This window comes from Streptomyces sp. NPDC093260 (genome assembly GCF_040683715.1).
GTDB lineage: Bacteria > Actinomycetota > Actinomycetes > Streptomycetales > Streptomycetaceae > Streptomyces > Streptomyces sennicomposti.
On the sequence record NZ_JBFBEK010000002.1, the window covers coordinates 322,845 to 335,711 of the forward strand.

Genomic DNA, 12,867 nt, shown 5'->3' on the forward strand with positions numbered 1-12,867 from the left:
CAGGTGCGGTGCCGGCGCGGTCCGGCCGCGCACCGGCCGTCCACCGGACGGTGAGGCCCGGGGACCCGAGGGTTCCCGGGCCTCACCGCTGTCCGCTCCGACGCAGCTCACGCCACCCCCCGCAGCGCCCGACGGGCCTTTTCCCACAGGCTTCTGACACCGCGTCGACCGTGTGTGATGCTCTGCCCATGACTGAATCACGTGGTGACTGGCGCGACCGGCTGCAGACCGACCGGCCGCACTCGGCCCGGGTGTGGAACTACCTGCTCGGCGGCAAGGACCACTACCCGGTGGACAGCGAGACCGGCGACCTGATCCTGCGCGCCTTCCCCGAGATCGCCGCGATCGCCCGGCAGCAGCGCGCCTTCCTGCGGCGGTCGGTCCGCTTCCTGGCCGAGGAGGCGGGCGTGCGCCAGTTCCTGGACATCGGCACCGGCCTGCCCACCGCCGACAACACCCACGAGGTGGCCCAGCGCATCGCCCCCGACAGCCGCGTCGTCTACGTGGACAACGACCCCATCGTGCTGGCGCACGCCGAGGTCCTGATGCGCTCGACGCCCGAGGGCGCGTGCGCCTACCTGGACGCCGACGTACGGGACACGGACCGCATCCTGACGCGGGCCGCCGCCACCCTGGACTTCACCCGGCCGGTCGGCCTCGTCCTGCTCGGCATCATCGGCCAGCTCTCCGACGACGAGGACCCCGCGCGCGTGGTGCGCGACCTGATCGCCGCCCTGCCCCGCGGCAGCTATGTAGCCCTCAGCGACGGCACCGACACCAGCGAACCCCTGAAGACCGCGATCGCCGCCTACAACGGCCAGTCGGCCAACTCCTACCACCTGCGCCCGGCGAAGCAGATCGAGTCCTTCCTGGACGGCCTGCGTCTCCTGGAACCCGGCCTCGTCAAGACGGGCCACTGGCGCCCCGACCAGCCGGCCACCGCGACGGCCCCGGAAGAGGGGTACGCGGTCTGCGCCGTGGGGATCAAGGAGTAGCCGGGGGCGCCCCCGAGGATGTGGAATCCGGTGGGCCCCGGACACGCGGAGAGGCCCCCCGCCGGATGGGGCGGGAGGCCTCTGACCTGCGCATCAGCGCTTGTGGAGCCTAGGGGAGTCGAACCCCTGACATCTGCCATGCAAAGACAGCGCTCTACCAACTGAGCTAAGGCCCCGTAAGAGGAGCATCCGGCCGGAGAAACCGTCCGCCGGTCGGGTGCCGCAGACCAGAGTACCGGGTCACCCCCCGGATCTCGCAAAAAGATTGGGGGTCCCCGCGACCGACCACGCTCCGTAAGATGCTCCGCGTGGTTCGCTACAGCGAACCGCCGTACTTGGGGAAGCGATGGGGAGACGCAATGGACGCCGCACAGCAGGAAGCCACCGCCAGGGCGCGGGAACTGCAGCGGAACTGGTACGGGGAGCCGTTGGGGGCGCTCTTCCGTAAGCTCATAGACGATCTCGGGCTCAACCAGGCCCGGCTGGCGGGGGTCCTGGGCCTGTCCGCCCCGATGTTGTCGCAGCTCATGAGCGGCCAGCGCGCGAAGATCGGCAACCCGGCGGTCGTCCAGCGGGTCCAGCTGCTCCAGGAGCTGGCCGGGCAGGTGGCCGACGGCAGCGTCAGCGCGGCCGAGGCGACCGAGCGCATGGACGAGATCAAGCGCTCGCAGGGCGGCTCGGTCCTCAGCAACACCACGCAGACCACGAGCAGTTCGGGCGCTCCCACGGTCAAGCGCGTGGTCCGCGAGATCCAGTCCCTGCTCCGCTCGGTGGCCGCCGCCGGCGACATCATCGAGGCGGCGGACAGTCTCGCCCCGAGCCACCCCGAACTGGCCGAGTTCCTGCGGGTGTACGGCGCCGGCCGCACCTCCGACGCCGTCGCGCACTACCAGCACCACCAGAACTGACCCCCGGCGAGGGGTCGCGGCGCGCGCCGCGGGGGAGGCAAGGGGGAAGACCGCAGGGGGAGGAGCGACGCACAGCCATGGGTGAGGTCTTCGCCGGCCGGTACGAGCTGGCCGACCCGATCGGACGCGGTGGGGTCGGCGCGGTCTGGCGCGCCTGGGACCACCGGCGCCGCCGTTACGTGGCCGCCAAGGTCCTCCAGCAGCGCGACGCCCACTCCCTGCTGCGCTTCGTTCGCGAACAGGCGCTGCGGATCGACCACCCCCATGTGCTCGCCCCGGCCAGCTGGGCCGCCGACGACGACAAGGTCCTGTTCACCATGGACCTCGTGGCCGGCGGCTCGCTGGTCCACCTGGTCGGGGACTACGGCCCGCTGCCCCCGGCGCTCGTCTGCACCCTCCTCGACCAGTTGCTGTCGGGACTCGCCGCGGTACACGCCGAGGGGGTGGTGCACCGCGACATCAAGCCGGCCAACGTCCTGCTGGAGGCCACCGGGACCGGTCGCCCCAGGTTGCGGCTGTCCGACTTCGGCATCGCGATGCGGCTGGGCGAACCCCGGCTGACCGAGACCAACCTCGTGGTCGGGACGCCCGGTTACCTCGCACCCGAGCAGCTGGCGGGCGCCGAACCCGACTTCCCCGCCGACCTGTTCGCCACCGGGCTGGTCGCCCTCTATCTCCTCCAGGGCGCCAAGCCGGACGCCAAGGCGCTCGTGGCGCACTTCTCGGAGCACGGAACACCGGGCGCCGCCAAAGGAGTTCCCGAGCCGCTGTGGCAGGTGGCGGCCACACTGCTCCAGCCGGACCCCGACGCCCGGTTCCGGACCGCCACGGGGGCGCGCAAGGCCCTCGCGGCAGCCGTCGAACTCCTGCCCGAGCCCGGTCCCGACGACGAGCTGATCGAGATCTTCGACCAACTCGGCCCCCTGCCCCCCGGGTTCGGCCCGGATGGACCGCTGCGGCGGAGCCCGGGGGTGACGGTGGGGAGCGGCCGGGGGCCTCGGGGCGACGGGGGCGCTGAGGCCACGGGGACCCGGGAGGACACTGGGGAAGCCGGGGCCACCGGGGGCGGTGACGGCGTCGGGGATGACACCGGCGGAGCCACCAGGGGCGCTCCCCGAGCCGACTCGGCGACCAGCGGCGCGGGCGCGGCGTTACCGCCCGCGGCGACCGGGACGCCCCGCGGTCCGGGCGCGTACGGCGGCACGGACGCGTCGTACGGCGGTGCCGGGACACCAGGCGGTACGGGCGCGGGAACGGGTACGCGCGGCGCGACCGGGTTCCTCGGCCGGGCCGACGGCTCGGAGGGCGCCGACCCGCGTCACGGCTACCAGCGGGACACCGGCTCGACGGAGTCGCTCGCACACCACACGGGCCGTCCCCCCGGACCGCCCCGCACCCCGGCCCAGCCCGACTCACCCGACTCGGCCCGCTCGCGCGGCCTGCCGGCCTCCCCGGACCCGTCCGACACCGGCAGCTTCCATCTGCCGCCGCCACGAGCGGCCTTCCCCCGGGCATCCCACCCACCGGCGGCCCCGCGTACCGCCGCCCCACCCGTGCAGGCGCCCACCGCCACCCCCGCCACCGGCGCTCCCCCCGGCCCCGCGGCGCAGGCGACCACCGGCCGGGCCCACGACCCGACACACGCGCTGCGTCCCACCGCACCGCGCCCGCAGGCCGACCCCTCCACCGCCTCCTACACGGCCGAGGACCCGCGTCCGCCCGCCGCGCGTCCGCCCGCCCCCGCCCGGGCGGCATCCCGGCACCGCGCCGTACGCCCCCGCCGCCCGGGCCCGCCCGCGAAAGCGGTGGTCCCGCTGCTGCTCCTGGCACTGGCCTGCTACGCCGTCGGTTTCTGGGCCCTCAGCCGCCTCTGAGCCCCGCCGGGGTCCCGGAGCCCCCGAGCCGCGCCGGACGAGCTACCGGGCGACCGCCCGCCGCCGGGCGACCAGCGTCCACACCCCGAGGGCGGCCAGCAGCGCGGTCCCCGTGCCGATCCCGCCCACGGCGACCGCCCGCAGCGCACCGGAACCGCCCGCCGAACCGTCCGCCGCGCCGCCCCGCGGCCCGGCCCGCGCCACCGCGATCCGGTCGGCCTGTGTCACCTCGAAGCGGTTCCGCGGCTCCGACGGGCCGGCGTATCCCGGCCCCGGCCGTGCCGTACCGCCGAGCCGCACCCGCAGCGTCAGGTCGTAGGGGCCCGTGCCGAAGCGGTCCGCCGTCTGGTCGGCGAGGTGGACGACGAGGTAGTAGGACCCGGCGAACCGCATGGCCTTCGCCGGGTCGGCGAAGCCGTATCGGTTGGCGTAGGCGACGGGCGGCAGGGGCGCGAGCGCGGCGGCCGCCCGCTGCCCGCTGTACCCGGCGTACGCGTCCTCCACGTAGCCGCGCACGGGATTGTAGAGCGACAGGGTCAGCGCACCATCGACGTAGCCGCTGCCGCCCGCGCCGGACAGTTCGGCCACGGCGCTCAGCTGCTGTCCCCAGTCGACCGGCACCCGGTAGAAGAGGGTCTGCCCGGGCCGGACCGGGGCCCGCCACACGCCGTGCCCGAGCGCGGTCGCCGTGGCGAAGCCGGTGCCGCCGGCCCGGTCCGCCGCCCGGCCGCCGACCGGCTCGGGCGTGGCCGGGTCCCGGGTCTGCGGGGCCGTCGTCGGGCCGGGCCGGTCCAGGGCCGGTTCGGTCGCGGTGGCCAGTTCCAGGGGCCAGGCGTCCGGCGAGGAGCCGTCCGTGTCGATGCGCTCGACGAGGACGTAGTACGTGCCCGCGCCCCGGCACAGCGTGCGGTCCGGGGCCGCGTCGCGGGCACCCCAGGCGGCGACGGGATGCGGGCTGCGGCCCGTGCCGAAGCGGGTGGCCTGGTAGGAGCACGGACCGCCGTGGGCGTCCTGCACCGACACCCTGACGCCGTCCTCGGCCGAGACGGTGCTCCCGGCGGCGGGGACGGCGGTGGCGGAGACGTAGGCGGTGGAGTCGGCGTCGAGCCGGAGGCGGTAGTAGAGCTTGCCGTGGTGCGGCAGCGCGCTGCGATAGGTGCGGCCGGCGTCGAGCAGCGGGGCGTCCGCGGTGGTCGCCGCCCCGGTGACGGACCGGGCACCGCCGTCGAAGCCGTACACCCCCGGCGGCCCGGCCGCGACCGCCCGCGGCCCGGCCACGACGGCCAGCAGCCCCAGCACCGCCGTGGCGACGGCCAGGCGGACGGCGGTGACGGCGCCCGGGCGTACGGCGCCGCCGCTCCCCCGACGGCGAACGCGCCGGCCGCGCGCCACCACCTCAACCCGTACCGGTGTCCGCACCCCCACCCATGCCGGTGTCCGACCCGGAGCCCGCCGTGCAGCCGTAGGCCGTCCCATCCCGCGCCACCCCTCGCGTCCCGTGTCCGCCGCCCCCGCCGTCGCCCATCCTGCCCCGGGCGTCGTCGCGCCGTCCGCGCATTCCGTACGGGCGTTTGACCCGTACGTCCCACGAGACCTCCCCTACCCCGCGTGTCCCCGCGCCGCAACACGGGACGCGGCACCGGGTCCCGGCGCCCGGCGGAGTGCGCGGGCAACGCAAAACCCCGACCGCTGCGGCGGCCGGGGTCTGTTCAGTACCGGATGTCGGGTGGTTTCAGGAACCCGTGGGCACGGAGTCGGTCGCCTCCGTCCACAGGTCCTGCTCGGCGCGATCCGCCTGGATCTGGCGGTACACGAGGAGCCCGCCGATGGCGGCCAGTGCGACCAGGAGAAGCTTCTTCACCGCGCGACCTCGTCTTTCGTTGACGTAGGGGACCTCTGGCGCCCGACTATACACACCGGCCGATACCGATCGGTGACCTGCGTCGGCTCTCAACTGCGGGGTGCGCGGGGCCGGTAGGACGCGGCGGACGAAGGGTGATCACCCCTTCACGGACCGCGACTTTGCCCGCCCTCCTCCCGTCTGCGCACCTTTTCGCCCCGCATGCCTCCATCCGAGTGGTGTTCATCCGAAGATCGCGGCGCCACGGGCGTCGGTCCACCACTTCGCGGCCCACATACACATCATGAGCAAAGTACGCAAATCGCCCAACCCGAAAGTGAGGGGCCATGGACCAGCACAAGATCATGAAGTTGTGGACAGCCATCGTCACCGCCTTCCTCGCGCTCTGCACGGCGCTCGGACTCATCACCACGACCGCCGGTGCGGCCTCCGCCGCCCCCAAGACCGGGACGGCGCCCAACAGCTCCACCCGGCTCCCGGCGCAGACGACGGCATCCACCTGGTCCAGAAGCCAAGCCCGGCACGCCCGGTCACTGCCCCCCACGATGAAACAGCGGATCCGGGCCGAGGCCCACGGAAAGTCCCCCAGCTGCCGGCACCGCCCGGAGGCCGAGACGGCGTCGCTCACCACCGAGACCGAACACTCCGCCGCCGAACCACCGGCCCGGCCCACGATCCCGCTGCAACGCTGACAGAACCGGCCCGGCCATCGCCGGAGCCATCACCCGAACCTCATGAGACAACGGCGGACTGCGTACAGCACACCACCGAAAACCCAGAAGAGCCCAGAAGAGCCCCGGTCGGCGCCGACCGGGGCTCTTCTGTCGTTCCCCCTGCCACTCAACTCCTGAGGGACCCCTGGTGGACGTCGGCGCCGACGGGCGGCCGCCCCTCGTCCGGACCGGCCGGACCACGACGCGGCCGAAGCGCCGGCCGTCGGGGGTGCGGCGGACGGCGGCCTCGAAGCGACCGACCACGGCGAACAGAGGTCGGCGTCGCCACCGCGCTCCTGGAGCGTGGCGGCACGATGGACATGGGTCATCAGGGCGTTCCACGACACGGTGGCCCCCCGCCCCCGCGTCCGCATCGACGAGGACGCCGCCGGCGATGTGCGAAGTGCGCTCGTAGCGCTCCAGCGCCTCCCCGGTGGCGCGGACGGCGTCGGCCCCCTGGGACGTGCCCGAGGGCGTCTCCATCCGCACGTCGTCCGTGAAGAGGCCGCGCCAGCGGTCCGCGGTGGACTCATGGTCGTCCAGGGCCTTGAAGAACCGGTCGACAAGCGTGGTGATCTCTGCGTGATCCGTTCGCGTGGTCATGATCAGAGCCTCTTGCCTCAGGCGAACGTGAGGTCGAGCGGATCACGACCACGCGCGCACCATGAACGCCGAAGACCCCCGGTCGGTGTCGACCGGGGGTCTCGATGCTGTGGGGCTAACAGGATTTGAACCTGTGGCCTCATCCTTATCAGGGATGCGCTCTAACCAACTGAGCTATAGCCCCGCCGCGCTCTGCGGTGTGTGTCCCGCGCGCTGACTCCTGAAGATTAGCGCACGAGGGCGGCAGTCCCAAAATCGGTTGTCCGGGGGGCGTCGCGGGGTCGTCGGCCCTGGTCAAAAGCGCCGGGCGGGCGGCCGCCCGCCCGGCAGCCTCACTCGTCCTCGGCCAGCGTCAGCTCGATGCCGCCGACGAAGCCCGCCGACAGGTTGTAGATGAACGCGCCGAGCGTCGCCAGCGCCGTCGCCAGGATCACGTCGATGACCGAGATGATCACCGCGAACATCAGGACGTGCGGCAGGGACAGGAAGGACTGGAGATCGAAGCCGTTCGAGTCGTTGGACCCGGTCGCCTCCGAGATCGTCCCGCCGACCGTCGAGAACACGCCCATCGCGTTCATGACCATCCACAGCACCGCGGACGCGACGACCGTGCAGATGCCGAGCGCGATGGAGAGCAGGAAGCTGACCTTCATCACCGACCACGGGTCGGCCTTGGCCACCCGCAGGCGGGCCTTGCGGGTGCGCGGCGTCGTCCGGGCGCCGGTGCGCGGGCGGCGCACGGTGCCCGCGCGCTCCGCGGGCCCGCCGGCGGCCGGGTAGGCCTGCGGCGGGTGGTAGGGCTCCGACGACTGCTGCGGCTGCCGTTCGCCGGGCAGCGGCGAGCCGGGCCGGCCGGCGCCTGGCTGGGTCTGGCGGCCTCGGGTGTCCGTCACCGTTCCCCCCTGGGGTCCGTGAGAGTCGGGCGAGTGCTGCTCTGCCGCCGACGGCTTGATCGGCTTCAGGTTGGTCGTGTGCGGGTCGGTCGCACGCGCGGCGGAGCCACGGCCGCCGTCCGTTTCCGTACCCGTGGAGGTACCGGTCGATCCGGCGCCCGTGGCTCCGCTCACGATGACTCTCTCCTCGTGCTACTCGGCCGAGGGCGCCTCACCCTCGTCCGTGCCGTCCGTCGCGACGTCCTCGTCCACGGCCACGTCGCCGTCGACTTCCTCCGCCTCGCGTCCCGCCTCGGCGTTACGTGCGATGCCGACCACGGCATCGCGCTTGCCCAGGTTGATCAGTTGGACGCCCATGGTGTCACGGCCCGTCTCCCTGACCTCGTTGACTCGCGTACGAATCACACCGCCCGAGAGTGTGATGGCGAGGATCTCGTCGGTCTCCTCGACCACCAGCGCGCCGACCAGCTCACCGCGGTCCTCCACGATCTTGGCGGCCTTGATGCCGAGGCCGCCGCGGCCCTGGACGCGGTACTCGTCGACCCGGGTCCGCTTGGCGTACCCACCGTCAGTGGCAGTGAACACGAACGTACCGGGTCGCACCACATTCATCGAGAGGAGTTCGTCCCCCTCGCGGAAGCTCATGCCCTTGACGCCCGAGGTGGCGCGGCCCATCGGGCGCAGCGTGTCGTCCGACGCGGTGAACCTGATGGACTGGGCCTTCTTGCTGATCAGCAGCAGATCGTCGTCCGCCGAGACCAGCTCCGCGCCGATCAGCTCGTCGTCGCTGCCGTCCTCCCGCTCGCGCAGGTTGATGGCGATGACACCGCCGGAGCGCGGCGAATCGTAATCCTTCAGAGGCGTCTTCTTGACCAGACCGGCCTTGGTGGCGAGCACCAGGTACGGCACCGCCTCGTAGTCGCGGATGGCCCGGATCTGCGCGATCGACTCGTCCGGCTGGAAGGCCAGCAGGTTGGCCACGTGCTGGCCGCGCGCGTCCCGGCCGGCGTCGGGCAGCTCGTAGGCCTTGGCGCGGTAGACCCGGCCCTTGTTGGTGAAGAACAGCAGCCAGTGGTGCGTGGTGGAGACGAAGAAGTGGTCGACGATGTCGTCTTCCTTCAGCTTCGTGCCCCGCACGCCCTTGCCGCCGCGCTTCTGGGCGCGGTAGTCGTCGGTCTTGGTCCGCTTGATGTAGCCGCCGCGGGTGACCGTGACGACGATGTCCTCCTCGGCGATCAGGTCCTCGATGGACATGTCGCCCTCGTAGGGGATCAGCTTCGTCTTGCGGTCGTCGCCGTACTTCTCGACGATCGCGGCCAGCTCGGCGCTGACGATGCCCCGCTGGCGGACCGGGGAGGCGAGGATCTCGTTGTACTCGTTGATCTTCGCCTGGAGCTCGTCGTGCTCCTGCACGATCTTCTGGCGCTCCAGGGCGGCCAGCCGGCGCAGCTGCATCTCCAGGATGGCGTTGGCCTGGATCTCGTCGATCTCCAGCAGGCCCATCAGGCCGCCGCGCGCGACCTCGACCGTCTCGCTGCGCCGGATCAGCGCGATGACCTCGTCGATGGCGTCCAGGGCCTTGAGCAGGCCGCGCAGGATGTGGGCGCGCTCCTCGGCCTTGCGCAGCCGGAAGCGGGTCCGGCGCACGATGACCTCGATCTGGTGCGTCACCCAGTGGCGGATGAACGCGTCCAGCGAGAGGGTGCGCGGCACGCCGTCGACCAGGGCCAGCATGTTGGCGCCGAAGTTGGTCTGGAGGTCGGTGTGCTTGTACAGGTTGTTCAGGACGACCTTGGCGACCGCGTCCCGCTTGAGGACGATCACCAGGCGCTGACCGGTGCGCGAGGAGGTCTCGTCGCGGACGTCGGCGATGCCGCCGATCTTGCCGTCCTTCACCAGGTCGGCGATCTTCTGCGCGAGGTTGTCCGGGTTGACCTGGTACGGCAGCTCGGTGACCACCAGGCACTGGCGGTTCTGGATCTCCTCGACCTCGACGACCGCGCGCATCGTGATGGAGCCGCGGCCGGTGCGGTACGCCTCCTCGATGCCCTTGCGGCCGACGACGAGTGCGCCGGTCGGGAAGTCGGGGCCCTTGATGCGCTCGATGAGCGCGTCCAGGAGCTCCTCGTGCGAGGCCTCCGGGTTCTCCAGGTACCACTGGGCGCCGGCGGCGACCTCGCGCAGGTTGTGCGGCGGGATGTTGGTCGCCATGCCGACCGCGATGCCGGCCGAGCCGTTGATCAGCAGGTTCGGGAAGCGCGCGGGCAGGACGGTCGGCTCCTGGGAGCGGCCGTCGTAGTTGTCCGTGAAGTCGACGGTCTCCTCGTCGATGTCGCGGACCATCTCCATCGACAGCGGCGCGAGCTTGCACTCGGTGTACCGCATGGCCGCCGCCGGGTCGTTGCCCGGGGAGCCGAAGTTGCCGTTGGAGTCCACCAGCGGCATCCGCATCGACCACGGCTGGGCGAGTCGCACCAGGGCGTCGTAGATCGAGGAGTCGCCGTGCGGGTGGTAGTTGCCCATGACGTCGCCGACGACGCGGGCGCACTTGTAGAAGCCGCGCTCGGGGCGGTAGCCGCCGTCGTACATGGCGTACAGCACGCGGCGGTGGACGGGCTTGAGGCCGTCCCGCACGTCCGGCAGCGCTCGCGAGACGATGACGGACATCGCGTAGTCGAGGTACGAGCGCTGCATCTCCGTCTCGAGCCCGACGGGCTCGACGCGCATGGCGAGTTCGCCGCCCTGTTCAGGGGTGACTGGAGTGTTCTCGTCGGCCATTGCTGGTGAGGATCCTTCCTGGTGCGGTCAGCTGAGACCGACTCAGATGTCGAGGAAGCGGACGTCCTTGGCGTTGCGCTGGATGAACTGGCGGCGGGCCTCGACGTCCTCGCCCATCAGGACCGAGAACAGGTCGTCGGCCTGGGCGGCGTCGTCGAGGGTGACCTGGCCGAGGACCCGGTGCTCCTGGTCCATGGTGGTCACGCGCAGCTCCTCGGCGTTCATCTCGCCGAGACCCTTGAAGCGCTGGATCGAGTCCTCGCGGATGCGCTTGCCGCGCTGGCGGCCCATCTCGATCAGCGCGTCGCGCTCGCGGTCGGAGTAGGCGTACTCGATGTCGTCCCGGCCCCACTTGATCTTGTAGAGCGGGGGGCGGGAGAGGTACACGTGCCCGGCCTCGACCAGCGGCCGCATGAAGCGGAACAGGAAGGTCAGCAGCAGGGTGCTGATGTGCTGGCCGTCGACGTCGGCGTCCGCCATCAGGATGATCTTGTGATAGCGGAGCTTCTCGATGTCGAAGTCCTCGTGCACGCCGGTGCCGAACGCGGAGATCAGCGCCTGGATCTCCTGGTTCTGCAGGATCTTGTCGATCCTGGCCTTCTCGACGTTGAGGATCTTGCCGCGGATCGGGAGGATCGCCTGGTACTCCGGGTTGCGGCCGGACTTGGCCGAGCCGCCGGCGGAGTCGCCCTCGACGATGAAGATCTCGCACTTGGTGGGGTCGTTCGACTGGCAGTCGGAGAGCTTGCCCGGCAGGGACGCGGACTCCAGCAGGCCCTTGCGGCGGGTGAGGTCGCGGGCCTTGCGGGCCGCCACGCGCGCGGTGGCCGCCTGGATGCCCTTGCGGATGATGTCCGCCGCCTCGACCGGGTTGCGGTCCAGCCAGTCGTTGAGGTGTTCGTAGACCGCCTTCTGGACGAAGGTCTTCGCCTCCGTGTTGCCCAGCTTGGTCTTGGTCTGGCCCTCGAACTGCGGCTCGCTCAGCTTGACCGAGATGATCGCGGTCAGGCCCTCGCGGATGTCGTCGCCCGTGAGGTTGTCGTCCTTGTCGCGCAGCAGCTTCTTGTCGCGCGCGTACTTGTTGATCAGGCTGGTGAGGGCCGCGCGGAAGCCCTCCTCGTGGGTGCCGCCCTCGTGCGTGTGGATGATGTTGGCGAAGGAGTACACGCCCTCGCTGTAACCACCGTTCCACTGCATGGCGACCTCGAGGGACAGGCTCTTGTCCTTGTCCTCGGCCTCCAGGTCGATCACGGTGGGGTGCACCACGTCTCCCTTGCGGGAGTTGAGGTACTTCACGAAGTCGACGATGCCGCCCTCGTAGTGGTACGTGACGGACTTGACCTCGTCCGTCTCGTCGGCGCCCGCCTCGTCCGCGCCGGAGGTGGCCTTCGCCGACTCGCGCTCGTCGGTGAGCCGGATCGTCAGGCCCTTGTTGAGGAACGCCATCTCCTGGAAGCGCCGCGACAGCGTCTCGAAGGAGTACTCGGTGGTCTCGAAGATGTCCGGGTCGGCCCAGAAGGTGACCGAGGTGCCGGTCTCGGACGTCTCCTCGTGCCGCGCCAGGGGGGCCGTCGGGACGCCCATCTTGTAGTCCTGCGTCCAGCGGTACCCGTCGGTCCTGACCTCGACGGAGACCTTCGAGGACAGCGCGTTCACCACGGAGACGCCCACGCCGTGCAGACCGCCGGAGACCGCGTAGCCGCCGCCCCCGAACTTGCCGCCCGCGTGCAGCACCGTCAGCACGACCTCGACGGCCGGCTTGCCCTCGGAGGGAACGATGCCCACCGGGATGCCGCGGCCGTTGTCGACGACGCGGACGCCGCCGTCGGCGAGGATCGTCACGTCGATGGTGTCCGCGTGGCCGGCCAGCGCCTCGTCGACGGAGTTGTCGACGACCTCGTACACGAGGTGGTGCAGTCCTCGCTCACCGGTCGAGCCGATGTACATACCGGGTCGCTTGCGGACCGCGTCCAGACCCTCGAGGACGGTGATGGCACTGGCGTCGTACGAGGCCGTGACCTCACCACTGGAGGCGGCGGCACCGTTCTCGCCGGCGTCGGTGGACGGGATGTTCTCGTTGGGGTTGCCGGAATCGGCCACGAAGCGCCCTTTCTGGCACAGCACGAGCCGGGCTCGGCGGCAGGTTGCCGGAGCGGCTGCGGCATGTTGCGTTGGTAAGCCTTGATCAGCCTTGATCAGCGTTGCTCAGCTTTTCCCGGACGGTCCCCACGTTCGGGGCGGG

9 protein-coding genes, 2 tRNA genes and 1 pseudogene are annotated in these 12,867 nt (G+C 71.6%); 4 read left to right on the plus strand and 8 right to left on the minus strand.

Translation table 11 applies throughout. The features are described from left to right. The first annotated feature begins 188 nt into the window (after positions 1 to 188). On the plus strand, positions 189 to 995 hold the full coding sequence (locus AB0N63_RS03645) for an SAM-dependent methyltransferase (RefSeq protein ID WP_365523555.1): 807 nt from the start codon (positions 189 to 191) through the stop codon (positions 993 to 995). A gap of 103 nt (positions 996 to 1,098) precedes the next feature. Here the strand turns inward: AB0N63_RS03645 and AB0N63_RS03650 are convergent. Further along, positions 1,099 to 1,171 (minus strand) — tRNA-Ala (locus AB0N63_RS03650). Positions 1,172 to 1,354: 183 nt separating this feature from the next. Between AB0N63_RS03650 and AB0N63_RS03655 the strand changes: the two genes are divergently transcribed. Together AB0N63_RS03655 and AB0N63_RS03660 are read left to right on the plus strand one after the other, a co-directional pair. Further along, on the plus strand, positions 1,355 to 1,903 hold the full coding sequence (locus AB0N63_RS03655; RefSeq protein ID WP_009189601.1) for a DNA-binding protein: 549 nt from the start codon (positions 1,355 to 1,357) through the stop codon (positions 1,901 to 1,903). Between the two features lie 77 nt (positions 1,904 to 1,980). Further along, positions 1,981 to 3,777 (plus strand): serine/threonine-protein kinase, encoded by a 1,797-nt coding sequence (locus tag AB0N63_RS03660; RefSeq protein ID WP_365523558.1) that lies wholly within the window; start codon positions 1,981 to 1,983, stop codon positions 3,775 to 3,777. Between the two features lie 42 nt (positions 3,778 to 3,819). Here the strand turns inward: AB0N63_RS03660 and AB0N63_RS03665 are convergent, their stop codons facing one another. Together AB0N63_RS03665 and AB0N63_RS03670 are read right to left on the minus strand one after the other, a co-directional pair. Next, on the minus strand, positions 3,820 to 5,172 hold the full coding sequence (locus AB0N63_RS03665) for a hypothetical protein (RefSeq protein ID WP_365523823.1): 1,353 nt from the start codon (positions 5,170 to 5,172) through the stop codon (positions 3,820 to 3,822). A gap of 337 nt (positions 5,173 to 5,509) precedes the next feature. Further along, a complete protein-coding gene (locus AB0N63_RS03670; RefSeq protein ID WP_003999697.1) occupies positions 5,510 to 5,638 on the minus strand; it encodes a DLW-39 family protein in 129 nt (42 codons plus the stop codon). A 326-nt stretch (positions 5,639 to 5,964) separates the two neighbouring features. Here AB0N63_RS03670 and AB0N63_RS03675 point away from each other — a divergent pair, with 326 nt between their 5' ends. Continuing rightward, a complete protein-coding gene (locus AB0N63_RS03675; RefSeq protein WP_365523561.1) occupies positions 5,965 to 6,330 on the plus strand; it encodes a DUF6344 domain-containing protein in 366 nt (121 codons plus the stop codon). Positions 6,331 to 6,582: 252 nt separating this feature from the next. Here the strand turns inward: AB0N63_RS03675 and AB0N63_RS03680 are convergent. The 5 genes and pseudogenes from AB0N63_RS03680 to gyrB form a co-directional block, all read right to left on the minus strand. Continuing rightward, positions 6,583 to 6,954 (minus strand): annotated as a pseudogene (locus AB0N63_RS03680) (nuclear transport factor 2 family protein); the annotation flags it as partial. Positions 6,955 to 7,064: 110 nt separating this feature from the next. After that, positions 7,065 to 7,138, minus strand: a tRNA-Ile gene (locus tag AB0N63_RS03685). A 148-nt stretch (positions 7,139 to 7,286) separates the two neighbouring features. Continuing rightward, the gene (locus tag AB0N63_RS03690) at positions 7,287 to 8,021 is read right to left on the minus strand and encodes a DUF3566 domain-containing protein (protein ID WP_365523563.1); all 735 of its coding nucleotides are present in this window, start codon (positions 8,019 to 8,021) and stop codon (positions 7,287 to 7,289) included. 18 nt (positions 8,022 to 8,039) lie between these two features. Next, positions 8,040 to 10,625, minus strand: coding sequence for a DNA gyrase subunit A (gyrA, locus tag AB0N63_RS03695; RefSeq protein ID WP_365523565.1), 2,586 nt, complete (start codon positions 10,623 to 10,625; stop codon positions 8,040 to 8,042). Positions 10,626 to 10,667: 42 nt separating this feature from the next. Beyond that, entirely contained in the window at positions 10,668 to 12,725 is a 2,058-nt protein-coding gene (gene gyrB / locus AB0N63_RS03700) for a DNA topoisomerase (ATP-hydrolyzing) subunit B (RefSeq protein ID WP_365523568.1), read from the minus strand. Between the last annotated feature and the right edge of the window lie 142 nt (positions 12,726 to 12,867).